The sequence below is a fragment of the Sulfitobacter sp. S190 genome (genome assembly GCF_025141935.1).
Classification (GTDB): Bacteria; Pseudomonadota; Alphaproteobacteria; order Rhodobacterales; family Rhodobacteraceae; genus Sulfitobacter.
The window spans coordinates 2,391,116-2,417,473 of record NZ_CP081120.1 but is presented as its reverse complement, the minus strand read 5'-3'; the positions used below and the strand labels follow the sequence as shown (position 1 = coordinate 2,417,473).

Sequence of the window (26,358 nt, the reverse complement as noted above, 5' to 3'; positions counted from 1 at the left end):
CTAAAGCGGCCCCAAACTATGCCAGTAGCAGTATGATTTTGCGGCGTTATTGTGGTCGGTTTCCAAAAAGGGCATGAATGCTGCATGTCAGATCCCATTGTTCACGATTCAGCTCCAGTCACACTTGTCGGTGGGGGGCAGGCTAGCGTGCGAGACGTTGAAGAGGCCTTAATCCACGCGCCCTTGTTGGTGGCAGTGGACGGCGGCGTGTCGCTGGCATTGGCGGCAGGTCATCTGCCGCACGCAGTGATCGGAGACATGGACAGCGCCCCCCCAGAGGCACTGGCGCAGATCCCCTCCGACCGTCAGCACCGCATCAGTGAACAACAATCCACCGATTTCGACAAGGCGCTTCGCAATACACGGGCCCCCGTGGTGATCGGGGTCGGGTTTCTGGGCGCGCGGATTGATCACCAAATGGCCGCCATGACGGTGCTGGTGCGCCGGGCCGACCGCGCGTGTGTCTTGCTGGGCGAGCACGAGATTGTTCTGGCCTGTCCGCCGCATCTGCACCTCGATACACGGGCGGGGGAGCCTGTATCGCTCTATCCACTGTCACCGGTGCGGGGGCGCAGTGAGGGTCTCAACTGGCCCATTGACGGGATTGATTTCGCACCCGATGGCACGGTCGGCACATCGAACCACGCGCTCGGACCCGTAGAGTTGTGGATGGACGGACCGGGGATGCTGGTCATCGTGCCGCGCCGTTGTCTTGAACAGGTCGTGGGCTTTCTGGCGGCACAGGGCCAGAGCTGGTCTGCGCGCCCCCAAACGTAAAGACCGGACGCAGGGCGCCCGGTCTGTCCATACCTAACGGCATGCCATCGGTATCACAGCAGCTTCAGCAACGCCTGTGCCGCTTCTTTGGAGGAGGCAGGGTTCTGGCCCGTCACCAGCTTCCCGTCGGTCAGCACAAAACTCGCCCAGTCATCACCCTTGTCATAGTGACCGCCATTCTCTTTCAGCATGTCCTCGACAAGGAAAGGCACGACATCGGTGAGACCTACCCCTTCTTCTTCGGTGTTGGTAAATCCGGTGACCTTGCGGTCTTTGACCAGCGGGTCGCCATCCGTGCCCTTCACGTTCTTGAACACACCCGGCGCGTGGCAGACAGCACCGATGGGGCGGTCGTGTGCGGCGAAGGCTTCGATGATCCGGATGCTGTCGGGATCATGCGCTAGATCCCACAGCGGGCCGTGGCCGCCGGGATAGAACACCGCGTCATATCCCGCCGGATCGATCTCGGACAGCTTGTGGGTCGATGCCAGCGCCGCCTGCGCGTCATCGTCGTTTTTGAAGCGCCTTGTGTCTTCGGTCTGGGCGTCTTCGCTGTCGGACTTCGGATCGAGTGGCGGCTGCCCGCCCTTGGGGGAGGCCAGCGTGATCTGCGCGCCTGCGTCCTTGAGGACGTAATAGGGGGCCGCGAATTCTTCGAGCCAGAAGCCGGTTTTCTCTCCGGTATCACCAAGTTCATCGTGGGACGTGAGGATCATAAGGACGTGCATAGCGGTCTCCTGCTCTGTTGGTATCTAGATGCACCCGTTCGGGTACAGGCAATCCCAACAATCGCCGCAGCAGTTGGTTCCCGCTTTCGTACGGTCAACAGTTGGGAATGTTGACAGCCAGACCGCCCAGTGAGGTTTCCTTGTATTTCTCGCTCATGTCGGCACCGGTCTGACGCATCGTCTCGATGCAGGCATCCAGTGGAACAAGGTGCGTGCCATCCCCGCGCAGGGCCAGCGACGCCGCCGATACCGCCTTGATCGCGCCCAGACCGTTGCGTTCGATGCAGGGCACCTGAACCAGACCTTTGACCGGATCACAGGTCATTCCCAGATGATGTTCGAGCGCGATCTCGGCGGCATTCTCGACCTGCTGGGGCGTGCCGCCCATGACGGCGCACAGTCCCGCCGCCGACATCGCCGCCGCTGACCCAACTTCGGCCTGGCAGCCCGCTTCGGCCCCCGAAATGGAGGCGTTGAACTTCACCAGACCGCCGATCGCGGCCGCGGTCAGCAGAAACTCCTCGATGTGGTTCTCGGAGGCACCGGGCACATGATCGAGATAATAGCGCAGCGTTGCGGGCAGCACGCCCGCGGCCCCGTTCGTGGGCGCGGTCACGACTTGTCCGCCGGCCGCGTTTTCCTCGTTCACCGCCATGGCGTAAACGCTCATCCAGTCATTGATCGTGTGCGGCGCACTCTGGTTGAGGCCCCGTTCGGCCTGCAACGCATCATGTATGCCCTTGGCACGACGGCGCACCGACAATCCGCCGGGCAATATGCCGTCCGTTTGCAAACCGCGATCAATGCACGCGTTCATCACCTGCCACAACCGCCGGGCACCGGTGCGCAGATGCACTTCGCCGTTGCGCGAAATCTCGTTGGCCCGTTTCATCTGGGCAATCGTCTTTCCCGCCGCGGTCGCCATTTTCAGCATCTCCGAAGCGGTTTTGAACGGATAGGGCACGGGCGCGCCTTCGTCGGTGTCCTTGCCTGCGGCCAGCTCCGCCTCGGTCATCACGAAACCACCGCCGATGGAATAGTAGGTTTCACGCAGCACGACATCGCTTTGCGCATCGCGGGCCATCAGCATCATGCCATTGGCGTGGCCAGCCAGCGGTGTGTCATAGTCGAACACCAGATCTTCTTTGGGATCGAAGTGCAAAGGCGGCAGCCCGTCCACGGTGATGGTGTGGCTTTCTCGAATGGACTGCAAACAGCGCTCGGCCGCATCCGCGTCGTAGGCTTCGGGCGTAAAGCCGGCCAGACCCAGTATCGTGGCGCGGTCCGTGGCGTGACCCACCCCGGTAAACGCCAGCGATCCGTGCAGCGACGCCCGCAGCCCGGCAAAGCGGAAGGGCGAGGCGCGCATCAGGTCAAGGAACCGCGCGGCCGCCACCATCGGCCCCATGGTATGAGAGGACGACGGGCCGATACCCACTTTGAACATGTCGAAAACAGACAGAAACATCAGGTTGCACTTCCGGTTGGAGGGGTGGCGCGGCGCGGCCGCGTAAACGGGGTCGGCCCAAGATCTTCTGCCGCTTGCAGCCGGTGGACACAAGGCAACTGCTCCAACCGCTGGCACAGATCGGCCAGAGCGGGCGTCGCCCGCAGATCGAACCAGCCCCTGTCATAGTCGTCGGGATAAAGCGCGCACCACCGCAGCATGCACGCCACATAGAAATCGAGCGCGGTGGGGCTCTCACCGCCGAACCACTGTTCACCGCCCGCCGCGACAGCGTCCAGATGCGCAAACCCGGATTTCAGCTGCACCACAAGGCCCGCCCGGAGACCGGCGGCGGACCCTTGCGTGTATTTTTCGGGATAGAACATCATCCGCAGCACGGGATGCACCGTGTTGGCCGCAAAGAAAAACCATTTGAGAAAATCGCCGCGCGCGGCGTCATGGGGCGCGGGGCCCAATCCGCCATGCCGGTCCGCCAGCCACAGCAGAATCGCTCCCGTTTCAAAGAGCGTACCCTGTGGCGTCTCGAGCGCCGGGATCAGGCCGGTGGGGTTGATCTTGCGATATTCTGCCGTTTCCTGCGCGCGCGCGCTGCGGTCAACGAGGGCGGTGGTATAAGCCACGCCGCGGTGCTCCAGCGCCAGCCGAATGATCAGGGATGCGTTGTCGGGGGCGTAGTGCAGCAGGTAAGTCATACGCGCTGTGTAGGGGGAGCCGCCTGTGCGGGGTTGGCCCAAAACGACCCGCTGTCATCCGAAAGGGTCACGGGTAACGGTCTGTTAAATGCCGCTGGCCTAGATTGGGGGCATGCAGCGATTCACATTCCTTGTCATCATCAGCGTCGTCTGGGTTACCCTCACCCAGCAACTGGGTGCCCAAAACGCACTATCGACGCTCTTCTGAAAACCGGTCGGCGCGCGGTGCGTTCCGGTTTCGCGCGCCCGAAAATGCGGCGTGCGCAATTTTCGCATGCGCCCTCTCGCTCCTGCGGGGCAATCGCTCTATAACGCGGTCAGTGACCAAAGGAGCTGCCCCATGTCCGGAGAACTGTCGCCCATCGACAAAGCGAAATTCGTGGCCGCCAAGCGCGCGGCTGAATACGTCGAGGACGGCATGCGGGTCGGGCTCGGCACCGGATCGACGGCCGCGTGGCTGGTGCGCTGCTTGGGCGAAATGGTGCGTGACGACGGTCTGAAGATACGCGGCGTGCCGACCTCGACGCGCACGGCACAGCTCGCCCGCGAGGTCGGGATCGAGGTGATCAGCCTCGACGAGGCGAAATGGCTCGATCTCACGATTGACGGTGCCGATGAATTCGACGGCGACCTGAACCTGATCAAAGGGGGCGGCGGCGCATTGTTGCAGGAAAAGATCGTCGCCACCGCCAGTGACCAGATGGTCGTGATCGCGGATGTCGGCAAGGAAGTCGAAACGCTCGGGGCTTTTCCCCTGCCGATCGAGGTGATCCCCTTCGGATGGCAAACCACACAGGCGCTTGTCGAGGAAACCCTGATCTCGATGGATGTTCTGGGCCGTTCCAGCACCTTGCGGATGAACGGCGATGTCCCGTTCATCACGGACGAGGGCAACCATATTCTTGATCTGCACCTCAACCGCATCGGCAACGCGCGCCAGTTGGCACTGGTGATCAACCAGATGCCGGGTGTCGTGGAAAACGGCCTGTTTATCGACATTTGTGACGCGGTTGTGATCGGTTACGGGGATGGCAAGGTCGAAGTGCGCGACATAAATGAAGGCACTGTCGCCACCGAGCGGCTGGACTTTGTCGAGACCGACAATCTTTTTTCCGATCTGAGCGACTGAATTCAAAGACACCGAAAGGCTACCCAATGAGCGACACGTCCAAATATGACTACGACCTGTTTGTAATCGGCGGTGGATCCGGTGGTGTGCGGGCTGCCCGTGTCGCGGCGGGCGAATACGGTGCCAAGGTCGGGTTGGCCGAACACGACCGCTACGGCGGCACCTGCGTGATCCGCGGCTGCGTGCCGAAAAAGCTGATGGTTTTCGCCTCCGGCTATGCCGCGACCGCAGAAGAGGCGCAGTGCTACGGCTGGGACATCAAGCCCGGGCCTTTCGACTGGCACGGTTTCCGCGACCGGCTCAACAGCGAACTCGACCGGCTCGAAGATGTCTACCGCAGCCTGCTGGACGGCTCCGGGGTCGATAAATTCGACGCCTTCGCAAGCCTTGAGGATGCGCACACGGTCAAGCTGTCCACGGGCGAGACAAAAACCGCAAAGCATATTCTTGTGGCAACCGGCGGGCACCCCGTGCGCCCCGACCTGCCCAATGCCGATCTCGGGATCGTCTCGGATGACATTTTCCACCTCGAAAAGCTGCCCAAATCGATCTTGATCATCGGGGGCGGCTATATCGCGTGTGAATTTGCCTGCATCCTCAAGGGGCTGGGTGTCGAGGTCACGCAATACTACCGCGGTGCCCAGATTCTACGCGGCTTTGACGAAGAGGCGCGGGGCCTGATTGCCGAAAGCATGCGCAGCAACGGCATCGATCTGCACACGGGCACCAATATCGTCGAGATGGCGCTCGAGGCAGACCGCAATGAGGGGCCGCAGCCGACAGCCTCGGATGCGTCGATGGGCGCGTCTGTCAAACAGGCCGAGGACATGCGGGTGCAGAATGACGGCGCGCAGGCAGGGCAGCGCGGCCCGATCTGGGTCAAGTCGACGAACGGCGGTGAGAAGATTTTTGACATGGTTCTTTTCGCAACCGGTCGCGATCCGTCGACCAAGGGCATGGGCCTCGAGGAGATCGGGATTGAAATCGGGCGACGCGGCGAAATTGTCGTGGACGAGTACTCGCAAACCGCGGTTCCGTCCGTCTATGCCATCGGTGACGTGACCGACCGCGTCAATCTGACCCCCGTCGCGATCCGCGAAGGCATGGCATTCACCAAGACGGTGTTTGGCGATGAACCCACGCCGGTGGACCACGAACTGATCGCATCGGCCATCTTTACACAGCCTGAAATGGGCACCGTCGGGATGAGCGAAGAAGACGCCCGCGAGCAGGAAGAGATCGACGTCTACTGTACATCTTTCCGCCCCATGCAATCGGCGTTTGCAGGATCAACCTCGCGCGTGTTGATGAAACTGGTGGTATCGAAGAAAACGCAGGTTGTGCTGGGTTGTCATATCGTCGCACCGAACGCGGGTGAAATGATCCAGTTGGCAGGCATCGCGGTAAAGATGGGCGCAACCAAGCAACAATTCGACCAGACATGCGCGGTTCACCCCACCATGTCCGAAGAACTGGTAACCATGCGAGACCCGGTGCGCACATCTTGATTTTAACGCCAGAGCGCACAGGTTAGACACACAGGATTAAGGGTGCCCAAAAAGGCGCCGAAAGAGGGAAAGACATATGGCTGGCAACACAGGCGGTCCTTGGGGCGGCGGTGGCAATTCAGGCGGCGGCGCGAACGGCGGCGGCGGTAATCAGGGCGGGGGCGGCAACCGTCCTCCCAGCGGTGGTGGTGGCGGTGGCAACCGCGGCGGCGGTGATAAACCCCCCATCCCCGAGATCGACGAGCTGGTCAAAAAAGGTCAGGAACAACTGCGTGTGCTGATGGGCGGCGGTGGCCGCCAGAACGGCGGCGGCGGTGGCACGGGCGGCGGCAACGGCGGTCCGGTCATCACGCGCGGCACGGTCGGGATTGCGGCACTGGTCGCGGCGGCCGCGTGGCTCTTTGCCTCGGCCTATACGGTCCGGCCCGAACAGCAATCGATCGAGCTGTTCCTGGGTGAGTTTTCCGGCATCGGCACCGAGGGTCTGAACTTTGCGCCATGGCCCTTTGTCACGGCCGAAGTGTTCGATGTGACGACCAACCGCACCGAAACGCTCGGCGTGAACCGTGGTGGCAACACCAACGACGGCCTGATGCTGACAACGGACGAAAACATCGTCGATATCGACTTCCAGGTCGTCTGGAACATCAAGGACGCCCAGCAGTTCAAATTCTCGCTGCGCGATCCCGATGCATCCGTCCGGGCGATTTCCGAGTCCGCAATGCGCGAAGTGATCGCGCAATCCGAACTGGCTCCGATCCTCAACCGCGACCGTGGCCGTGTCGAGGAAACGGTCAAGTCGCTGATCCAGACCACGCTCGATAACCGCGAAACCGGCATCAACGTTTTGCGTGTCAACGTGAACAAGGTCGACCCGCCCGCCGAAACCGTGACGGTCGTGGACGCACAGGGCAATTCGCAGCCTGTCTCCGTGGTTGACGCCTTCCGCGACGTTCAGGCCGCCGAGCAGGAGCGCGACCGCCTCGAACGTCAGGCCGACGCCTACGCCAACCAGAAAACGGCCGAAGCCCGTGGTGAAAGCGCAAAGCTGCTTGAGGCGGCCGAAGGCTACCGCGCGCGCGAGGTCAACGGCGCCATCGGTGAAGCCAGCCGTTTCGAAGCGGTGCTTGAGGAATATCAGGCAGCCCCCGAAGTGACCCGCAAGCGCCTCTATCTCGAGACGATGGAAAAGGTCTTTGGCGACGTGGACAAGATCATCCTCGAAAACCAACAGGGCGCCGGTGGCGGGCAGGGCGTTGTTCCCTATCTGCCGCTCAATGAATTGCGTCGCAGCGGAGGCACAAACTGATGAAAAAGAGCAGTTTCTTCATCCCGGTCATCATTGTCGCCATCGCGGCGGTCCTGTCCTCCATCTTTGTCGTGGACGAACGTGAAAAGGCGCTTGTCCTGCGGTTCGGCCAGATCAAACAGGTCGTCACCGAGCCCGGTCTTGGCTTCAAGGTGCCATGGGTCGACGAGGTCGTCCGCTTCGAAGACCGTATCCTGTCTTTGGAAACCGAGGTGATCGAGGTCACACCGGCCGATGACCGTCGTTTGCGCGTCGATGCCTTCGTGCTCTACCGCATCGATGATGTGGTGCAGTATCGTCAGGCGATCGGTACCGGTGGCGAAAGCCGCGCCAGCTCTGAATTGAGCGGTATTCTCGAATCCCAGATCCGTGCCGTGCTCGGTGCGCAGGGCGTGACGTCGAACACGATCCTGTCGCCGGAACGGTCCGCCCTGATGGACCAGATCCGCACACGCGCCGATGCCCGCGCCACGGCTCTGGGCCTGCGTGTGGTTGACGTGCGCTTGCGCCAGACCAACCTGCCGGAGCAGAACTTTGACGCCACATTGCGCCGGATGATCGCCGAACGGGATCGTGAAGCAACGGATGAACGCGCCCGCGGCCGTGAAGCCGCGCAGCGTGTTACCGCCCTCGCGGATCGTACCTACGAAGAGATCCTCTCCGAAGCGCGCCGCGACGCCCGCATCATCGAAGGTGAGGCCGACGCCGAACGCAACCGCGTCTTTGCGCAGGCCTATTCGAAAGACCCGGAATTCTTTGAATTCTACCGGTCGCTGAGCGCGTACGAGGAATCCCTGCGCGGGTCGAACTCCACGATGGTTCTGTCGCCCGACAGCGAGTTCTTCAACTACCTGCGCTCGGATCAGGGCGTCCGCTCGGAAGAGGGCGAATTGCGCTAACGCGCATACCGGCCAAACAATTCGAAAAGGGGCCAGCGGTTGTGCTGGCCCCTTATTTGTTTGCGTCCTCCGCAGTCAGATGCGGCGCGTCACTTCATCCACCGCCTCCGCCAGCGTCTCTGCGATCAGGTCGATCTCTGCCTCGGTGGACGTGAAACACGGGGCCAGCAGCGTGTGATCACCCGCGGTGCCATCGGCACACCCCTGCGCCGGATAGCACACCATCCCCCGCGCCAGCGTCGCGTCGAGCACACGGCCCGCGACGTTCAGCGAAGGATCGAACGGGGCTTTCGTGCTGCGGTCCGCCACCAATTCGGTGGACCAGAACAGGCCGCGCCCGCGAATGTTACCCACGTGCGGATGCGCACCCAGACGCGCGTGCAGCCGATCGGCCAATTGGGCGCCCCGCGCACGTACATTCGCCAGCAGATCGCGATCGTCGATTTCACGCATCACAGCCATTGCACCGGCCGTCGCGGTGGCGTGGCTCATGTAGGTGTGACCGTTCCAGAGCTTGCCTGACCCCGCGAGGATGCCCCCGCAAATCCGTTCCGATGCCAGCACGGCGGCGATGGGTTGGTATCCCGCGCCCAGCCCTTTGGCCATCGTGGTGATATCTGCACAAATCCCTTCCTGCGATAACGCGAAAAGGCTGCCGGTGCGTCCCATGCCGCACATCACCTCATCGGCGATATAAAGCACGCCGTAGGTGTCGCAGATTTCGCGGATCCGCTTGAAGTACCCCGGCGGCGGCGGCTGGGTGCCCAGCGATGCCCCGACGACCGGTTCGGCCACGAATGCGGCGACCGTTTCGGGGCCAAGCGCTTCGATCCGCTCCCGCAACTGATTGGCCATGCGCAGGCCAAACGCCTCGGGCGTCTCTGCGTCGCGGCGCAGGCGGTAGTCATAGGTCGCGTCAATATGCTGTGTTTCGATCAACAGCGGCGCAAAAGGCGCACGGCGCCCCGCGTGGCCGCTGACCGCAAGCGCGCCCAACGTGTTGCCATGATACGAAGGCGCGCGTGCGATGATATGCGCGCGCTCGGGCTCGCCGCGTTCGACGTGGTACTGGCGCGCCAGCTTGAGTGCCGCCTCCATCGCCTCCGACCCGCTGCCCAGATACATGACACGGCCTTCACCGGTGCCCTCCGGCGCCTGCGCCACCAGATAATCCGACAGCTCCTCGGCCCACGGATTCGTGAACAGCCCCGTATGCGCAAAGGCGAGCGTGTTGACCTGCGCACAGATCGCGTCGCGCACCGCTTTGTTGTCGTGGCCCAGCGACGAAACCGCAGCCCCCCCGCAGGCATCGAGATAGCGTTTGCCAGTGTCGTCAATCAGATAGGGCCCCTCACCGCCGACAATCGACGGTTGGGCGGCGGTGAGGCTGCGGCGAAGAACATGGGACATGGCGCGGGAATCACTCCTGTTGCAGGCACATTATGCAACTCCTAGCACGCGGCCCCGCGCCAGCCGCAGTCAATTCGGGCCGATCACGGCCTGTTCAAAGCCTGTTGAAATCGACGCCATGCGCCACATCTACCTATTGCGGTGGCTGCTTCTTTGGGGGCAGTCTGAAGGAAGAATATCCCGCCAGTGAGGCGTGGGTTCGATCAGGAGACATTACATGCAGCCCAAAGCGGTCGCCCGAACCAGAACGAAATCAGATACAGTTGCCTTGCGCGCTGCCGTAATGGGCCTATTGGCGCTGGCGCTTGTCGCATTGCAGGCGGTGATGGCACAGGCCAAGCCCGAGAGCCTTGCCCCGTTGGCCGAACAGATCAGCCCGTCGGTTGTGAACATTACCACCTCGACGCTTGTCGAAGGGCGCACCGGCCCGCGCGGCATTGTTCCCGAAGGATCTCCTTTCGAAGATTTTTTCCGTGAATTTCAGGACCGTAACCGCGGCGATGAGGATGGTGCGCCGGCACCGCGGCGGTCTTCGGCACTGGGGTCGGGCTTTGTCATTTCCGAAGACGGCTATGTCGTCACGAACAATCACGTGATCGAAGGTGCGGATGAAATCACCATCGAATTCTTCTCGGGCCAGGAGCTTGAGGCGACGGTCATCGGGACTGATCCCAATACCGATATCGCGCTGTTGAAAGTCGAAGCCGACGGGCCGCTGCCCTTTGTCAGCTTTGGCGATTCAGACAATGCCCGTGTGGGCGATTGGGTCATCGCGATGGGTAACCCGCTGGGGCAGGGGTTTTCGGTTTCTGCCGGGATCGTGTCGGCCCGCAACCGCGCGCTGAGCGGTACGTATGACGACTACATCCAGACGGACGCCGCAATCAACCGGGGCAACTCGGGCGGTCCGCTGTTCAACATGGACGGTGACGTGATCGGCGTGAACACCGCAATCCTGTCGCCCAACGGCGGCTCCATCGGGATCGGTTTCTCGATGGCGGCCAACGTGGTGACACGGGTGGTCGACCAGTTGCAGGAATTCGGCGAGACGCGGCGCGGCTGGCTCGGTGTGCGCATTCAGGATGTCACCGATGACGTGGCAGATGCGATCGGTCTGGAAGCGGCAACCGGCGCGTTGATCACGGATGTTCCCGAAGGCCCCGCCCGCGATGCCGGTTTGCAGACAGGCGATGTGATCGTGTCGTTCGACGGTGTCGATGTCGAAGACACGCGCGGGCTTGTCCGTCAGGTCGGCAACAGCCCCGTCGGTGCCGTGGTGCAGGTGACCGTGCTGCGCGAAGGTGAAACACAGACCATACCGGTCACGCTGGGCCGCCGCGAGGATGCCGATGGCGCCGCAGCCCCCGAGGAAGAAGAGCCCGAAGCCGAAGCAGAAGCCGAAAGCAGTGAGCTTCTGGGTCTGACACTGACGGCGTTGACGGACGACATGCGCGAGGAACTCGGCGTGGCGGACGACATGAACGGCCTTGTGGTCACTGACGTCGAAGCGGACAGCGAAGCGGCAGAAAAGGGTCTGATCGCCGGTGACGTGATTACCGAAGCGGGCCAGCAGCCCGTGGCCTCCATCTCCGAGCTGACCCGCAGTGTCGAAGCCGCCCGCGAGGCGGGCCGCAAATCGCTGCTGCTGTTGGTGCGGCGCGGTGGCGATCCACGGTTCGTGGCGCTGACCCTCGGCGACGAATAAGCGCCAAAGAAATCCATCAAGCCAAAGGGCGCCCGTTTCGATCGGGCGCCTTTTTTCGTTCCGGCTTCAGCCGTCGCGCGGGGCAGCCACCAGCCCCAGCATCCGCGCCGTTTCGATGGACAAGACATCGCTCGACAGCCCGTTGGCGCGCTGCACGTCCAGAACGGCCGCGCGGGTGGCGCTGTCCAGATTGCCGTTGATGGGCCCGGCGTAGCGACCACGGGCCTTCAGCGCCCGCTGGAGCGTCGAGACGAACTCGACCGTAAAGGCAGGCGGGCAGGGGGTCTCGAACCAGCGGTCCGTACGCGGCGTGACGATGTTCTGGCGGGTCTCGTCGCGGTAGACGGGCAGGGTCGCGATTGTGCCGTCGGCATTCGTCTTTGCAGGAGTTACGAGCACCTGTTCTGTCACCGTTTCGATGACCGCGGGCGTGGGAATCTTGCCCCAGCAGGTGCCGCGCGGTGCGCCCGGTGGGGCCAACCCGTTGCCCTGCACGACGCCTTGCGCGCTCACGGTCTGTGCCGCACGCGGCATGTCGCAGGCCGACAGGGCGGCGGTCGCGCAGAGGGTCAATACCCGCAGATGATGTGTCATGGCCTGTGCCTCGCTGCCCGCGACTGCCCGCCTGTACGGGTCTGATTTCGGGCCGATCCTAGCGTACCGCGGGCCCGCTGCCTAGCGCGGCGTCGGACTGCGGCGCAGGGCCGCTGCAAAAGGGGCTGGCGCGGGGCGGCAGGCTTGCGTAGAACTCTGCGCGAAACAGCAATGCAAAGGGGCTGCACGCATGGCCAAGATCACTTACGTCGAACACTCTGGCACCGAACACGTTGTTGAGGTGGCCAACGGGCTGACCGTCATGGAAGGCGCGCGCGACAACAACATTCCGGGCATCGAAGCCGACTGCGGCGGGGCCTGTGCCTGCTCGACCTGTCACGTCTATGTCGATGCCGCCTGGGTCGAAAAACTGCCCGCCAAGGACGACATGGAAGAAGACATGCTGGACTTCGCCTACGAGCCCGATCCCGCACGCTCGCGGCTGACGTGCCAGTTGAAGGTGACCGACGCGCTGGACGGGCTGCGCGTGCAAATGCCGGAAAAACAGATCTGATGTTTCGCCGGGCGCGGCGTCTGGCGGAGCGGGTGTTGGCCCGTCACCTGCGCCGCGCACTGCCGATGCTGTGTCTGGGGCTGGCGGGGGCCATGCCAAGCGCAACCGCAGCGCAGGACCCCCAGCCATGGGTGAGCAGTGGCGTCGAATGGGCACGCTTTGCCGCGCCCACTGCCCGCTATCCCCACGGGGTGCTGGGCGATGAAATCGAATACGGTGCGCTCGAAATCAAATACGACGGCGACGCGCGTGTCTTTACACTGACCCTGCCCACCGCACGTGTGTTCGAGGACACGACCCCCCGTGTTGTGGACGTCGATGGTGACGGTCTCGCAGAGGTGGTTGTGGTCGAAAGCGACCGCGATCAGGGCGCGCGGCTGGCAATCTACAACGGCGCGGGCCTCTTGGCCGCCACGCCCTTCATCGGGCAAAGGTTCAGGTGGCTGGCCCCCGTGGCCATTGCCGATCTGGACGGTGACGGCGCCGTCGAACTGGCCTATATCGACCGTCCCCATCTGGCCAAGACACTGCGCATCTGGCGCTACGCGAACGATGGGCTGATCGAGGTTGCATCGCAAGAGGGGCTGACAAATCACCGCATCGGTGAACGTGACATCGCGGGGGGCCTGCGAAACTGCGCTGACGGCCCTGAGATGATCGTGGCGCGGGCCGACTGGCGGCGGGTCATGTCTGTGCGCTTTGACGGCACCGGGCTGATCACGACGGAACTCGGGCCGCATACCGGCCGCGACAGCTTTGCCAAGGCGATGGCATGCTGATGCGCGTGGCTCTGGCGTTCTGTCTGGGGCTTTCGGCCACGTCCGTCGCCGCACAGGACCAGCTTGCCCCCGATACGTTTCTCGACATGATCGTGGGCCGCACACTGACTTTTGGCACGATTGGCGAAGGGCGCACTGTCGGGGTCGAGCAGTTCTTGCGCCGCGACCGGTCGGTGTGGGCCGACAAGACGGGCCGCTGCACCTACGGACAGATTGACATCCGCGGCCCCTACATCTGCTTTATCTACGAGGACTATCCCGACCCCGAGAACTGCTGGTTGCCGTTCAACGACACCGGCAGGTTGCTGGTCATGTCGAAACGGCGGGGCGAAGTGCAGCAGATTACCGATCTGAGCGACGATCCTGTGCTGTGCGAGGACGCCCCGATTTCCTGAAACGGGCCTCAGCCAAGCGCACGCCAGCCGATATCCCGGCGGCAGAAGCCATCCGACCAGTCAATGCTGTCGACCATCGCGTAGGCCCGTGCCTGCGCATCCGCCAGCGTGGCACCGCGCGCCGTGACGTTCAGCACCCGGCCGCCCGTGGCGATGACCTGTCCGCCCTCGGACGCGGTACCGGCGTGAAACACCATGTTGCTGCTGTCGCCTTCGATGGCGTCCAGCCCGCCGATCACCGACCCTTTGTCATAGCTGCCGGGATAGCCCTTGGCCGCCATTACAACCGTCAAAGCGTGATCATCGGCCCAATTGACCCGTGCATCGCGCAGCCCGCCGTGCGCCGCCGCCAGCATCAGGTCAAGCGCCTGTGCACCCAGTCGCATCATCAGAACCTGACATTCGGGATCGCCAAACCGGACATTGTATTCGACCAGCCGTGGCTGGCCGTCCTTGATCATCAGACCGGCATAAAGCACCCCCTGATACGGCATGCCGCGCCGCGCCATTTCGGCCATCGTGGGCGTTATGATATCGCGCAAGGCGATCTCGGCGATCTGATCGGTCAAAACGGGCGCGGGCGAATAGGCGCCCATGCCGCCTGTATTGGGCCCGGTGTCGCCGTCGCCCACGCGCTTGTGGTCTTGCGCCGTCCCGATGGGCAGAACATCCGTGCCGTCACACAGCACGAAAAAAGATGCTTCCTCGCCGTCCATGAACTCCTCGATCACGACTTCGGCGCCGGCCGCCCCGAATTCGCCCCCGAACATGTCATCGATGGCCGCATGCGCCTGTGCCACGGTTTCGGCAATGATCACCCCTTTGCCCGCCGCCAACCCGTCCGCTTTGACGACGATCGGTGCGCCCTGAGCGGTGACGTGGGCCTTGGCTGCCGCCGCATCGGTGAAATGGCCGTAGGCTGCGGTCGGCGCATCGACGGCGGCACAGATTTCCTTTGTGAAGGCCTTGGATGCCTCGAGGGCCGCTGCGGCCTGTGACGGGCCGAATACCGCGATGCCCGCGTCACGCAGCCTGTCGGCCACCCCCGCGGCAAGCGGTGCCTCGGGGCCGATGATGACGAAATCGATGCTTTCTTCTTCGACGAATGTGACCACCGCGCCGCCATCGTTGATGTCGAAATTGGCGCAATCGGAGATTTGCGAAAGCCCCGCGTTGCCCGGCGCCACGACCAGCCTGTCACATTTGGGATTCTGCACGACCGCCCATGCGAGACTGTGTTCACGTCCACCACCGCCCAGGATCAGAATATTCATCGCGCGCACTCCCTTGGCCTCTTGCTGCGGGCGTTCTAAGCTGGGGCGCGCGATTGCACAACCTTACAGGTGGATGCCCCTCCCATGGACTTATTCGACGACGGCCCGGCAGACGAAACAGGCGACAACAGCCCCGAATTCACGGTGGGCGAGCTGTCGGGCGCGATCAAACGTGTCATCGAGGGAGAGTTCGGCCATGTCCGCATCCGCGGCGAGGTGGGCCGGGTCAGTCTGCCACGCTCGGGACATGTCTATCTCGACCTCAAGGACGACAAGGCCGTCATCGCGGGCGTCATCTGGAAGGGCGTGGCGTCCAAGCTCGACACGATGCCGGAGGAGGGCATGGAGGTGATCGCCACGGGGCGGGTCACCACCTTTGGTGGCCAGTCGAAATATCAGGTGGTGATCGAGGACATCAAACCGGCGGGCATGGGCGCGCTGATGGCGCTGCTGGAAAAACGCAAGGCACAGCTGGCCGCCGAAGGTCTGTTCGATCCGCAGCTGAAAAAGCCGCTGCCCTATCTTCCGGACGTGATCGGGGTCGTGACCTCGCCCTCGGGCGCGGTGATCCGCGACATCCTGCACCGGTTGCGCGACCGCTTCCCGCGCAAGGTGCTGATCTGGCCGGTAGCAGTGCAGGGCGCGAAATGCGCACCCGAAGTGGCCCGCGCCATTGCGGGTTTCAACAAACTGACACCGGGCGGTGCCATGCCGCGTCCCGATCTGCTGATCGTGGCGCGGGGCGGCGGATCGGTCGAGGACCTGTGGGGCTTCAACGAAGAAATCGTGGCGCGCGCCGCCGCGGCCTCAGACATCCCGCTGATTTCGGCGGTGGGGCATGAAACGGACACCACGCTCATCGATTTCGTCTCGGACAAACGGGCACCCACCCCCACGGCAGCGGCCGAACTGGCGGTGCCGGTGCGCCATGAGCTGATGGCCTATCTCGACCAGCAACACGCCCGCATGAGCCGGGCACTGAGTCAGGGTTTGATCCAGCGCGGCCAGCGCCTGCGCGACTTGGGGCGTGCGCTGCCGCGTCCCGACATGCTGATCGAAGGACCGGCACAGCGCCTGGACCGGGCTGCCGAACGCCTCGGGCCTGCGCTCATCGCGGGGGTGCAGGCCCGCAAGGTCCGGCTGGCCGATCGCAGCGGCGGTTTGCGACCCGCGGCATTACGCAACCGCATCGCGCAGGAAGACCGCCGCCTTGCCACCCTGTCGTCACGGCTGAAACCCGCACTGGCGCGGATGGTCGCGGACAAGCAGCGCGCATTGCAAAGCCGGGCCCTGCGCCCCGACGCATTGGTGCGCGAACACCGCAGGCAGCAGGCGCGGCTCGACGACATCGCACGTCGCTTGGCGGTCGCGGGCCAGCGTCTGACCGGCAAATGGCGAACCCAGATCGAAGCCGCCGAGCGGCTTCGCCTGACGCTGGGCTATGAGGCCACGCTGGAGCGGGGCTTTGCCGTTGTGCGCAGCGATGAACGGGTCATCACCGATACGCAATCTGCCAAAGCTGCGACGAGCCTCGAAATACAGTTTGCCGATGGACGGGTAACGATCGGCGGCGCAGCCACGCCGCGAAAATCGAAAGGCCCGGCACCTGATCAGGGCTCACTGTTCTAGCCGTTCAAACCCCGACCTTGGGTCCAAGACACAGCAACTCTTCGTCCTGTTCTGCCGCCTCATACAGCTCGGTTGCGGCGGGATCGTTCTCGAAACGCGCAATCAACCCCGTGGCCCTGCGCTCGAAGCTCCAGCATTGCGCATCGGGGCGGTCCTCGTAGACAAAGCAGATCAAGCCACCGGCCTCGTACCACTCTCCGTCACGGCACTCCCCGTCAAGGAAGGACCACCGCACGCGCCGCCCGGGCAGATAGATTTCCGCACCGTATGGCTCCGCTCCGTCAGCGTAATAGAGCGTTTTGCCCCGGGTATAGGCGTCGAATTCTGCCGCGCTCATCCGTGGCTCCGCCGCAGCGGGCAGGGCGATCATCAGGCACAGGGCGGGCAAAGCATGTCTCATGGCCCGATCATGCCAGAGCCTGCGCCACCGCGCCAGCACCCCGGCCCTCGCTGGCAAAGGCCCGCCCGTTTCCGATCGGCGTCGCGCGCGCCCCCACCACCGCGCAAAGCGGCGCTAAATTGTCGTTTTTTGCGGTCGTGGACATGCGCCCCTTTGCTACACCGCCAAGGAACGAGCGGAGGATGCGACACATGGCACTCGACACAGCCAAGGACGGCGCCGGCAAAGGCGTCTGGAAATCGGGCAAAGGCAAGGGGCGCACCCACACGAAGGGCCGCCAGCTGCGTGATGATGCCTGGACCGAGGTGCGTGACCTGCTCGGGGAGCGTTCGCGCGACCGCGACCAGCTGATCGAACATCTGCACCTTATTCAGGATGCCCATGGTCATCTCTCCGCCGCGCATCTGCGCGCGCTGGCCGAGGAAATGCGGCTCAGCATGGCCGAGGTCTATGAGGTCGCGACCTTCTATGCCCATTTCGATGTGGTGAAGGAGGACGACACACCACCGCCGGCTCTGACGATCCGAGTCTGCGACAGCCTCAGCTGCGAACTGGCGGGCGCGCAGGCCTTGAAATCGGCGCTCGAACAGGGGCTTGATCCGCATCAGGTCCGTGTGCTGCGGGCGCCCTGCATGGGGCGGTGCGACACCGCGCCGGTGCTTGAGCTGGGCCATAACCACATCGATCACGCCACACCCGAAAAGGTACAGGCCGCCATCGCGCAGAACGACACGCACGCCCACATCCCCGACTACCAGACGCTCGATGCCTACCGCGCCGACGGCGGCTATGCCACGCTCGCCGATCTGCGCGATCACGGCGATTGGGAAGCGGTGCAGGACAAGGTGCTGGCATCCGGCCTGCGCGGTCTGGGCGGCGCGGGCTTTCCGTCGGGCAAAAAATGGGGCTTCGTGCGCGCCAATGACGGCGTGCGCTATCTCGCCGTGAACGGCGACGAGGGCGAACCGGGCACCTTCAAGGACCGCTACTACCTCGAACGGACCCCGCATCTGTTTCTCGAAGGGATGCTGATCGCCGCATGGGCAGTCGAGGCCGATCGCGCCTTTATCTATATGCGGGATGAATACCCCGCCGTGCTGCATATTCTGGCGCGCGAAATTGCCGCGCTCGAGGCGACAGGTATCGTCGAGAAAGGCTATATCGATCTGCGCCGCGGCGCGGGCGCCTATATCTGCGGCGAAGAATCCGCGATGATCGAAAGCATCGAGGGCAAGCGCGGCCTGCCGCGCCACCGGCCGCCTTTTGTGGCGCAGGTTGGCATTTTCGGCCGTCCGACCCTCGTGCACAATGTCGAAACCCTGCACTGGATCGCGCGGGTCTGCCGTGAAGGTCCCGAAATCCTCAATTCTGTCGAAAAGAACGGCCGCACGGGCCTGCGCAGCTATTCCGTCTCGGGCCGCGTCGCGCGCCCCGGTGTCCATCTGCTGCCCGCAGGCTCGACGATCATGGACGTGATCGAGGCCGCCGGCGGCATGGCCGAGGGTCACAGCTTCAAGGCCTATCAGCCCGGCGGCCCGTCGTCCGGCCTTCTGCCCGCCTCGATGAACGACATTCCGCTGGATTTTGACACGCTGCAACCGCATGACAGTTTCATCGGGTCCGCCGCGGTGGTCGTGCTGTCACAAGACGACAGCGCGCGCGCTGCTGCACTCAACATGCTGCGTTTCTTCGAGGACGAAAGCTGCGGCCAGTGCACGCCCTGCCGTGTGGGCTGTGAAAAGGCGGTCAAGCTGATGGAAGCCGACACGTGGGATCGCGGCCTGCTCGAAGAGCTAAGCCAGGCGATGGTGGATGCGTCGATTTGCGGTCTGGGGCAGGCGGCGCCGAACCCGATCCGGTTGACGATGAAACACTTCGGCGACGAAATCTGAGGCTATTTGTTGCGCTGCACGAGGCATTTGCACCCGCGTGCCTGCAGCTGGCGACACAGCTTTTGCGCGCCGCCCCGCGTGTTGCGGCCCAACCGTCCGAAGTAATACCCCTTGCGGCCCGAAACCCGGTTCTTGACGTAGACCAGATCCAGTTTCTCGCGCTGGACAAGGCTCCGGCAGGCCCGTGTCTGTCCGGCGATCTTGCGGCGTGCCGCGTCCCGTGACGTGCCAAATCCGATCTGGACGCCCCAAGGCTTCAGCTTTGGCGGCGGTCGCTTCAACGGGGTCAGCTTGCGGTTCTTGGCCATCTGCAAGCAGGCGGGGTAAAAGGCTTCGGTTTTCGACAGCCGGAAATCATGCGCCTGCGGCGGTGCATCGCGCCATTGCTCCGCGCTCAGCCCGGTGATGATCGGGACATAGTTCACCGTTTCGCGGGCCAGACCCTTGCCTTCCAGAAACCCTTCCGCCCGCCGCTCGCCACCGTTGTAGCCGATCGCCGCCATGCCTTCGTTGCCATACCGGCGGACCATCTCGGCGAGGTATTGGGCTGAATGCTCCAGCGCATCTGCCGGGTTATACGGATCTTTCAACCCGCGCAGCCGCGCCGTCGAGGGAATGAACTGCGCAATGCCACGCGCGTTTGCGGGGCTCAGGGCGTTCGGGTCAAACCGGCTTTCCTGCCAGATCAGACGTGCGAAGAACCCTGTGTCGAGCCCGTGACGGGCGGAAAAAGTCTCGATCGCGCGGCAGGTGTCGTGGGCAAAATGCGCCGTGCGGATGCAATGGGCATGGCCCCATTTCCCGGTCGAGCAGTGTTTCTGCGGCGGCCCGGCGGCTGCCGTGCCCGCCCAGACAAGGGCAATCAGAAGAAAGGTCACACGCACACCCTTTCGTGGCCGCTGGGGCGCGCCCTGTCAATCGTCCGCGTGTCCCTTCCATCCGGCGGCACAAGGGGTTAGATCAGGTTCAGACCAAAACCGGAGTGCTGCCGCGTGGCGTTTTTCAAAAAACTCAAAGACCGTCTGTTCAAATCCTCCTCCAAACTGGACGAGGGGCTGGAGGCGATTGTCAACGACGGCGGCGTCGAGGAACCGGTCGATACGGTGATGGAAACCCCCGCCGAAGCAATCGAGGACGTGCCCGAGGCCGTGGATCACGGTGCGTCCGAACCTGCCCCCGCGCCGGACCATGATGCCGCCGCGCAAGCGCAAGCCGCCCAGCGTGCCGCCGCCGACGCGGCAATGCGCGAAGCCGACCGTGTGGCGCAGGAAGAGCGTCGTCAGGCGCAGGCAGCCGAGGAAGCAGCCCGCCGCGCGCGCGAGCAGGTTGATGCCGAAGCACAGGCCGAGGCCACCCGGCAGGCCGAAGAGGCCGCGCAACAGGCCACAGCAGAGGCCACCGCCCGCGCCGCCGCCGAGGCGGAAGCCCAAGCCGCGGCAGAGGCCGAAAGCCGCGCCGCCGAGGCGGAAGCCCAAGCCGCTGCAGAAGCGGAAGCCCAAGCCGCTGCAGAAGCGGAAGCTCAGGCTGCGGTAGAGGCCGAAAGCCGCGCTGTGCAATCTGCCCCGCCTGCGCCCGAACCGCTGCGCACGACCCTGACGCCCGTTGCCCCGATGGCGAGCGTTCCCGAAGAGCCTGCCCGCAAAACCGGCATTCTTGGCCGTCTGATGGGCCGCACGGCCGCGCCCGTCATGCGCCGCGTGCTGGACGACGACATGCTCGAGCAGCTCGAAGAGCTGCTGATCACCGCCGATATGGGCGTCGATACGGCCATGCGGGTGACCGCCAACATGGCAGAAGGACGGTTGGGCCGAAAACTCTCGGTTGACGAGATCAAGGCGCTGATGTCCTCCGAAATCGCACGCATCATGGAGCCCGTCGCCAAACCCCTGCCGCTTTATTCCAAGACGCCGCAGGTGGTGCTGGTCGTTGGCGTCAACGGATCGGGCAAAACCACCACCATCGGCAAATTGGCCAGCCAGTTCCGTGCAGCGGGCAAAAAGGTCGTGATTGCCGCGGGTGATACCTTTCGCGCCGCCGCGGTCGAGCAGCTTCAGGTCTGGGGCGAGCGTGCCGGCGTGCCGGTGCTGACGGCTCCCGAAGGCTCGGACCCCGCGAGCCTTGCCTTTGACGCGATGGGCCGCGCGCAGGAAGACGGCGCCGACCTGCTGATGATCGACACCGCCGGTCGGCTGCAAAACCGCTCCGACCTGATGGAGGAGCTGGCTAAGATCGTGCGCGTCATTCGCAAGAAAGACCTCGATGCGCCGCACAACACGCTGTTGGTGCTGGACGCGACGACGGGGCAGAACGCGGTCAATCAGGTCAAGGTCTTTCAGGAAATTTCCGATGTCTCCGGCCTCGTGATGACAAAACTCGACGGCACCGCCAAAGGGGGCGTGCTCGTGGCGCTGGCAGACCAGTTCGGCCTGCCCATCCACGCCATCGGCGTGGGCGAACAGATCGACGATCTTGCGCCGTTCGATCCCGAAGAATTTGCCGATGCACTCACGGGTGTGGACCGCTAGGGGTCCGCACATGCCTTTGCCTTCGCGACAAAGCCCGCAGCGGTGACCGACTGGCTCATCTCTATCGAGGGGACCGGAACGGGCAGCCGCGTGGCGCTGGTGCTGGCGCTCATGGCCGCGTTCCTGCACGCTGTTTTCGGGGCCCTGCAAAAAGGGCGGCACGATCCGTGGCTGTCGCGCGGGGCGATTGACGCCTCCTATTGCGTGATGGCCGCCCCCTTCGCGCTTTTCGTGGTGCCCTGGCCCGAACCGCACATGTGGCCCATCTTTGCCGGCGTCTGGGTGATCCACGTCGGCTACAAACTGCTGCAGGCCCAGGCCTATACCAAGGGCGCGTACACGGTGGTCTATCCGGTGGTGCGGGGGACGGGGCCGCTCTTTACGGTGCTGGGCGCATATCTGATCTTTGCCGAGACATTCACGCTGGTGCAATGGCTCGGGGTGGTTGTGCTGATGGCCGGCATCTTCGGTCTTGCGCTCTACAACATGATTTTTCTCGAGACCGAGCGCGAAACGCTCAACGCGGCGCTGGGGCTGGCGGTCATCACGGGGCTTTTCGTGGCGCTTTATACCACGTTCGATGCCTACGGCATCCGGGCCACCGCCAACCCGTTTACTTTTCTGGCGTGGTTTTTCATGATCGACGGCTTTTTGTTCCCTATACTGGCCTATCGCCGCTGGCGCGCGATGCCCGACCGCCCCGCACCCGGCCCCCTGATGGCGCGGGGCGTGGTGGGCGGTATCGTCGCATTCGCCAGTTTCGGGGCGATCATGATGGCCACCCGCCTTGATAAGGTGGGCGAGGCCGCGATACTGAGGGAAACATCCACCGTCTTTGCCGCAGTGATTGGCTGGCTGGTGCTCAAGGAAACGGTCGGCCCGCGCAGGGTCGCGCTGATGACGTTAATCGCCCTTGGTGCGGTCATTGTAGAATTCGGAGGCTGACGCCCATGGCGACGCAGAAACACATCAACCCCTTTCTCAAACAGGCGCTGGAACTGGGCCCGACGCTCGTGTTTTTCGTGCTTTACCTGCGTATCAAGGACGACGTGTTTGTCTGGGGCGGCACCGAATACAGCGGCTTCATCGTGGCCGCCGTGGTCTTTGTGCCGATCTTGCTGATCGCGATGGGCCTCTTGTGGGCGCTGACAGGACAGCTCAGCCGCATGCAGGTCTTCACGGCCTTCATGGTCATCTTTTTCGGCGGCCTGACGGCATGGTTCAACGATGAGCGGTTTTTCAAGATGAAGACCACAATCGTCTACGGCTTTCTCGCAGCCATACTGGCCATCGGTCTGGCGCGGGGGCGGTCGTGGCTCGAATTCGTGATGGCCGATGTGATGCCGATGCGGCACGAAGGCTGGATGATCCTGACCCGCCGTTTGACACTGGCTTTTGTGATACTGGCCTGCGCCAACGAATTTGTCTGGCGCACCATGTCGACCGACGCGTGGGTCAAGATCGAAACATTCGCTTTCCCCGTCGCGCTCATGGGGTTCCTGTTCTGGCAATTCGCCGCGCTGCAATCCTACGTGATCGAAGAAGACGGCACCGGCCGCGACAGCGCCGACGGCTAGCGCTTGAACAGCGTGTCCTGCGCGTCTTTCTTGAAGTCGCCACGCTTTTCGGCGTGCAGTGCGCGGCCTGCCTGAACACCGGGGCGGGCGCCCATGTCCTGCAACCACCGCGCCATGTTGGGCTTGTCGTCAAGCGTCTGCTGTTGGCCTTCCCAAAGCGACGCCCACCCCCAGATCGCGTAATCCGCGATCGACACAAAATCACCTGCGACAAACGGATGAAGGGCCAGCTGCCGGTCCAGCACACCGTAGAGCCGCGCCACTTCGGTGCGGTAGCGGTCCTTGGCATAGGGCAGATCCTGCGGCGGGTCCATCGCGGGAGCGTATTTGAGAAAATGGTGCGCTTGCCCGGCCATGGGGCCCAGACCGCCCATCTGCCACATCAGCCACATGTCGACGGCAATCCGGTCACGTTCGGTTTCGCCATAGAACTGGCCGGTCTTGCGCGCCAGATACTGCAAAATGGCACCACTTTCGAACAGCGCGACCGGCGCGCCATCCGGCCCCACGGGGTCGACGATGGCGGGCATCCGGTTGTTTGGCGAGATGTCCAGAAACGCCGGCGTGAACTGCGCGCCTGCGCCGATGTCGATCAGGTGGGTGGTATAGGGCAGACCCATTTCCTCAAGACAGACGGACACCTTCCACCCGTTGGGCGTTGGCCAGAAATACAGATCGATGGGTGTGGTCATGTGCAAATTTCCCTGTCGCATGCGCTTTGGGCATGATGCGCGTTTGACCGGCAGGGGCAAGGGGGGCGGCGGCATCCTGCGCGTCCAGCCGCTGCAGCGTGCGCAGGGGCAGGGCATTGGCGTCGTTCAGCAGCGCCGCGTTGAGGCGCATGACACCGGGGCGGGTGTAGGCGGACCAGTGGCACACCCGGCGCAGCGGCGCCGCCAGCGGATACCCGAGCCGCGCCAGGGCCGCCAGGCTTCGCGGGCAATCGATGCGTACATCCGCCGTCCACGGCAGACAGAGTGGCCCGCGCCCCAAGGCACCCGCACCGGGGATCATCCGCTCGAACGCGAGATCGAACAGAAGGTTCTCGCCGCTCCTCAGGTGGACCAACTCGGCGTTTCGGCCTGCCGGGGTCAGCATGGCATCATGCGCCAGATCGCGGTGAACAGCAGCATTGAGCAGCAGCATGCGCCCGACGCTCTGCGCAGGCGCGTGGTGCAGCGCCTCCAGCGCGAGGCTGGCCCCGAGCGAATGGGCCATGATCCGAACCGGTGGGAGAAGGCCAGCGGCACGCAGATGGCGCAAGGTCCGCGCCAGCAGTTTGCCGTCCCGGCGTGCCTGCACTTGGGCCAGACGCAGGCCACCGCGCGCGTGCCAGCCAAAGGCCACCAGCAAGGTGTCGGGGTCCGCGCCCAGATGCGCCGCCCAACCCCGCGGCCCGAGGATTTTGCGGTGCGGGCAATGGTGCGGATCGCCCGGTGCGTATTTCGCTCCGTGCACCATCACGATGATGCGCCGCGCACGGCGGGCCGCACCGCGCAGAACGCAGGCCGCAGGGGGGCTCGCACCAAAAAGGCGCAGCACGCCATCGCGTGCTTCCAGTTGAATGAGCGGCATCTGCCAGTCCTCATCGGATGTGTCAGGGGATCGTCCCGAAACGCTAGGGCAACGGCATGAACATTTCGTTACACCAGCGTCGCGAGGCCAGACCCGTCTTGACCTGCCCGCGCAGTTTGGCGTATCGCAATGGCGTGGCGATTTGTTACCGGATTGCGGGCCACGTTAAATATTCCGCTAAAAGGTCAGGATGAAAGCCCCCTTTCGCTTGACCGCGTCTGGGGTTTTTTTGTGCCGCAACCCGCGCGTCGGCACACAGAGGATGACACGAAATGACCGATACGCCCGAAAAGTGGAATGCCGCGACCAAGGCAGTGCACGCAGGCACCCGCCGCAGCCAATACGGCGAAGTGAGCGAGGCAATCTTCCTGACACAGGGGTTTGTCTACGACAGTGCCGAACACGCCGAGGCCCGCTTTGTCGAGGCAGGCCCCGATGAATTCATCTACGCCCGTTACGGCAACCCGACCGTCGCCATGTTCGAAGATCGCATCGCGGCGCTGGAAGGGGCCGAAGACGCCTTTGCCACCGCCTCGGGCATGGCCGCCGTGTCGGGGGCGCTGACCTCCATGCTCAAGGCCGGCGATCACGTGGTGTCGTCCCGCGCGCTCTTCGGATCATGCCTCTACGTGCTCGAGGAAATCCTGACCCGCTACGGGGTCGAGGTCACCTTTGTCGACGGGCCTGATCTGGACCAGTGGAAAGCGGCGATCCGCCCCGACACGGTGGCGGTGTTTTTCGAAAGCGTTTCCAATCCGACGCTCACGGTTGTCGATATCGCGGGGGTCAGCGCGCTGGCCCATGCCCACGGGGCGCTGGTTGTGGTCGATAATGTCTTTGCCACGCCGGTCTACAGCCGCGCCATCGAACAGGGCGCCGACGTGGTGATCTACTCGGCCACCAAACATATCGACGGGCAGGGCCGTGCGCTGGGCGGTGTGATCCTCGGGACCCGTGATTTCATCCGCGGCACGGTTGAGCCCTACATGAAGCATACCGGCGGATCCATGTCGCCCTTCACCGCGTGGGTCATGCTCAAGGGGCTCGAGACGATGAACCTGCGTGTGCGGGCGCAGACCGCCTCTGCGCAAACGCTGGCCGAGCGGCTCGAGGGGCACCCGATGCTGTCGCGGGTGATCTATCCCGGCCTGCCCAGCCACGCCCAGCACGATCTGGTCACACGCCAGACAGGGGCAGGGGGCACCGTGCTCGCCCTCGAGGTGCGCGGCGGCAAACGCGCGTCCTATGCCTTCCTCAACAGCATCAAGGTCGGTGTCATCTCCAACAATCTCGGTGATGCGAAAACCATCCTGACGCCGCCTGCCTTCACCACCCACCAACGTCTGCCGCAAGACCAGAAAGATGCGCTGGGCATCAGCGAAGGTCTGGTGCGCGTCAGCGTCGGGCTGGAGGATACAGGCGATCTGATCGCGGATTTCGAACAGGCGTTACAGGTGGCGTCGGAAATGGAACAGGCACCGGCGGAATAAGTGATCCAACTGCACCCTGTGCCACGTATCTGTGACAAAGATTTGGAAAAACCGGGTCATGATCCTATGTAATGATCCGGTAGCAAAAG

Annotated in this window: 25 protein-coding genes and 1 riboswitch; of the genes, 15 read left to right on the top strand and 10 right to left on the bottom strand. The window is 63.7% G+C overall.

Annotation, left to right across the window (positions count from 1 at the left end; genetic code table 11):
• Window positions 1-84: 84 nt before the first annotated feature.
• Window positions 85-777, top strand: coding sequence for a thiamine diphosphokinase (locus K3756_RS12085; RefSeq protein ID WP_259987693.1), 693 nt, complete (start codon window positions 85-87; stop codon window positions 775-777).
• A gap of 53 nt (window positions 778-830) precedes the next feature.
• On the opposite strand, the gene K3756_RS12080 is transcribed toward K3756_RS12085, so the two are convergent.
• The 3 genes from K3756_RS12080 to K3756_RS12070 all read right to left on the bottom strand — a co-directional run bounded on the left by K3756_RS12080 (window position 831) and on the right by K3756_RS12070 (window position 3,665).
• A complete protein-coding gene (locus tag K3756_RS12080) occupies window positions 831-1,505 on the bottom strand; it encodes a type 1 glutamine amidotransferase domain-containing protein (protein WP_259987691.1) in 675 nt (224 codons plus the stop codon).
• Window positions 1,506-1,599: 94 nt separating this feature from the next.
• Entirely contained in the window at window positions 1,600-2,973 is a 1,374-nt protein-coding gene (locus K3756_RS12075) for an L-serine ammonia-lyase (RefSeq protein ID WP_259987689.1), read from the bottom strand.
• Complete coding sequence (locus K3756_RS12070; RefSeq protein ID WP_259987687.1) at window positions 2,973-3,665, bottom strand: glutathione S-transferase family protein; 693 nt, start codon at window positions 3,663-3,665, stop codon at window positions 2,973-2,975. Before K3756_RS12070 ends, K3756_RS12075 begins: the two co-directional genes overlap by 1 nt.
• A 340-nt stretch (window positions 3,666-4,005) precedes the next feature.
• On the opposite strand from K3756_RS12070, the gene rpiA reads away from it, so the two are divergent.
• From rpiA to hflC, 4 genes are all read left to right on the top strand, one after another.
• The gene (gene rpiA / locus K3756_RS12065) at window positions 4,006-4,794 is read left to right on the top strand and encodes a ribose-5-phosphate isomerase RpiA (RefSeq protein ID WP_259987686.1); all 789 of its coding nucleotides are present in this window, start codon (window positions 4,006-4,008) and stop codon (window positions 4,792-4,794) included.
• Window positions 4,795-4,820: 26 nt separating this feature from the next.
• Window positions 4,821-6,302, top strand: a complete 1,482-nt coding sequence (locus K3756_RS12060) for an FAD-dependent oxidoreductase (RefSeq protein WP_259987684.1) — start codon at window positions 4,821-4,823, stop codon at window positions 6,300-6,302.
• Between the two features lie 76 nt (window positions 6,303-6,378).
• Window positions 6,379-7,611: an FtsH protease activity modulator HflK gene (gene hflK, locus K3756_RS12055; protein ID WP_311201697.1), complete on the top strand. Its 1,233-nt coding sequence runs from the start codon at window positions 6,379-6,381 to the stop codon at window positions 7,609-7,611.
• Window positions 7,611-8,510 carry a protease modulator HflC gene (gene hflC, locus K3756_RS12050; RefSeq protein ID WP_259987682.1) on the top strand — a complete coding sequence of 300 codons (900 nt, stop codon included), beginning with the start codon at window positions 7,611-7,613 and terminating at the stop codon, window positions 8,508-8,510. The genes hflK and hflC overlap by 1 nt, the downstream gene beginning before the upstream one ends.
• Before the next feature lie 75 nt (window positions 8,511-8,585).
• Here the strand turns inward: hflC and K3756_RS12045 are convergent, their stop codons facing one another.
• A complete protein-coding gene (locus K3756_RS12045) occupies window positions 8,586-9,920 on the bottom strand; it encodes an aspartate aminotransferase family protein (protein ID WP_259987680.1) in 1,335 nt (444 codons plus the stop codon).
• Window positions 9,921-10,137: 217 nt separating this feature from the next.
• Between K3756_RS12045 and K3756_RS12040 the strand changes: the two genes are divergently transcribed.
• On the top strand, window positions 10,138-11,625 hold the full coding sequence (locus K3756_RS12040; protein ID WP_259987678.1) for a Do family serine endopeptidase: 1,488 nt from the start codon (window positions 10,138-10,140) through the stop codon (window positions 11,623-11,625).
• Window positions 11,626-11,691: 66 nt separating this feature from the next.
• Here K3756_RS12040 and K3756_RS12035 read toward each other — a convergent pair whose 3' ends face one another.
• Window positions 11,692-12,219, bottom strand: a complete 528-nt coding sequence (locus K3756_RS12035) for a peptidoglycan-binding domain-containing protein (RefSeq protein ID WP_259987676.1) — start codon at window positions 12,217-12,219, stop codon at window positions 11,692-11,694.
• Window positions 12,220-12,409: 190 nt separating this feature from the next.
• On the opposite strand from K3756_RS12035, the gene K3756_RS12030 reads away from it, so the two are divergent.
• From K3756_RS12030 to K3756_RS12020, 3 genes are read left to right on the top strand one after another with little or no spacing between them, the layout of a single operon-like run.
• Window positions 12,410-12,733 carry a 2Fe-2S iron-sulfur cluster-binding protein gene (locus K3756_RS12030; RefSeq protein ID WP_259987674.1) on the top strand — a complete coding sequence of 108 codons (324 nt, stop codon included), beginning with the start codon at window positions 12,410-12,412 and terminating at the stop codon, window positions 12,731-12,733.
• On the top strand, window positions 12,733-13,512 hold the full coding sequence (locus K3756_RS12025; protein ID WP_259987673.1) for a VCBS repeat-containing protein: 780 nt from the start codon (window positions 12,733-12,735) through the stop codon (window positions 13,510-13,512). The genes K3756_RS12030 and K3756_RS12025 overlap by 1 nt, the downstream gene beginning before the upstream one ends.
• The gene (locus K3756_RS12020; RefSeq protein WP_259987671.1) at window positions 13,506-13,907 is read left to right on the top strand and encodes a hypothetical protein; all 402 of its coding nucleotides are present in this window, start codon (window positions 13,506-13,508) and stop codon (window positions 13,905-13,907) included. The genes K3756_RS12025 and K3756_RS12020 overlap by 7 nt, the downstream gene beginning before the upstream one ends.
• Before the next feature lie 8 nt (window positions 13,908-13,915).
• On the opposite strand, the gene purD is transcribed toward K3756_RS12020, so the two are convergent.
• Window positions 13,916-15,181: a phosphoribosylamine--glycine ligase gene (gene purD / locus K3756_RS12015; protein WP_259987669.1), complete on the bottom strand. Its 1,266-nt coding sequence runs from the start codon at window positions 15,179-15,181 to the stop codon at window positions 13,916-13,918.
• A gap of 84 nt (window positions 15,182-15,265) precedes the next feature.
• On the opposite strand from purD, the gene xseA reads away from it, so the two are divergent.
• Window positions 15,266-16,810, top strand: a complete 1,545-nt coding sequence (xseA, locus tag K3756_RS12010) for an exodeoxyribonuclease VII large subunit (RefSeq protein ID WP_259987667.1) — start codon at window positions 15,266-15,268, stop codon at window positions 16,808-16,810.
• 4 nt (window positions 16,811-16,814) lie between these two features.
• Here the strand turns inward: xseA and K3756_RS12005 are convergent, their stop codons facing one another.
• Window positions 16,815-17,210, bottom strand: a complete 396-nt coding sequence (locus tag K3756_RS12005; protein ID WP_259987666.1) for a hypothetical protein — start codon at window positions 17,208-17,210, stop codon at window positions 16,815-16,817.
• Between the two features lie 191 nt (window positions 17,211-17,401).
• Between K3756_RS12005 and K3756_RS12000 the strand changes: the two genes are divergently transcribed.
• On the top strand, window positions 17,402-19,102 hold the full coding sequence (locus tag K3756_RS12000) for an NAD(P)H-dependent oxidoreductase subunit E (RefSeq protein WP_259987664.1): 1,701 nt from the start codon (window positions 17,402-17,404) through the stop codon (window positions 19,100-19,102).
• 2 nt (window positions 19,103-19,104) lie between these two features.
• On the opposite strand, the gene K3756_RS11995 is transcribed toward K3756_RS12000, so the two are convergent.
• The gene (locus K3756_RS11995; RefSeq protein ID WP_259987661.1) at window positions 19,105-19,980 is read right to left on the bottom strand and encodes a lytic transglycosylase domain-containing protein; all 876 of its coding nucleotides are present in this window, start codon (window positions 19,978-19,980) and stop codon (window positions 19,105-19,107) included.
• Between the two features lie 114 nt (window positions 19,981-20,094).
• Here K3756_RS11995 and ftsY point away from each other — a divergent pair, with 114 nt between their 5' ends.
• From ftsY to K3756_RS11980, 3 genes are read left to right on the top strand one after another with little or no spacing between them, the layout of a single operon-like run.
• Complete coding sequence (gene ftsY, locus K3756_RS11990) at window positions 20,095-21,627, top strand: signal recognition particle-docking protein FtsY (protein WP_259987658.1); 1,533 nt, start codon at window positions 20,095-20,097, stop codon at window positions 21,625-21,627.
• A gap of 42 nt (window positions 21,628-21,669) precedes the next feature.
• The gene (locus K3756_RS11985) at window positions 21,670-22,572 is read left to right on the top strand and encodes an EamA family transporter (protein WP_259987656.1); all 903 of its coding nucleotides are present in this window, start codon (window positions 21,670-21,672) and stop codon (window positions 22,570-22,572) included.
• A 5-nt stretch (window positions 22,573-22,577) separates the two neighbouring features.
• Window positions 22,578-23,204: an inner membrane-spanning protein YciB gene (locus K3756_RS11980; RefSeq protein ID WP_259987654.1), complete on the top strand. Its 627-nt coding sequence runs from the start codon at window positions 22,578-22,580 to the stop codon at window positions 23,202-23,204.
• Here K3756_RS11980 and K3756_RS11975 read toward each other — a convergent pair.
• Window positions 23,201-23,896, bottom strand: coding sequence for a glutathione S-transferase N-terminal domain-containing protein (locus K3756_RS11975; protein ID WP_259987652.1), 696 nt, complete (start codon window positions 23,894-23,896; stop codon window positions 23,201-23,203). The genes K3756_RS11980 and K3756_RS11975 overlap by 4 nt on opposite strands.
• Window positions 23,829-24,779 carry a hypothetical protein gene (locus tag K3756_RS11970; RefSeq protein ID WP_259987650.1) on the bottom strand — a complete coding sequence of 317 codons (951 nt, stop codon included), beginning with the start codon at window positions 24,777-24,779 and terminating at the stop codon, window positions 23,829-23,831. Before K3756_RS11970 ends, K3756_RS11975 begins: the two co-directional genes overlap by 68 nt.
• 124 nt (window positions 24,780-24,903) lie before the next feature.
• Window positions 24,904-24,980: riboswitch (SAM riboswitch) on the top strand.
• A gap of 71 nt (window positions 24,981-25,051) precedes the next feature.
• Here K3756_RS11970 and metZ point away from each other — a divergent pair.
• Window positions 25,052-26,269 (top strand): O-succinylhomoserine sulfhydrylase, encoded by a 1,218-nt coding sequence (gene metZ, locus K3756_RS11965; RefSeq protein WP_259987648.1) that lies wholly within the window; start codon window positions 25,052-25,054, stop codon window positions 26,267-26,269.
• Window positions 26,270-26,358: the final 89 nt, after the last annotated feature.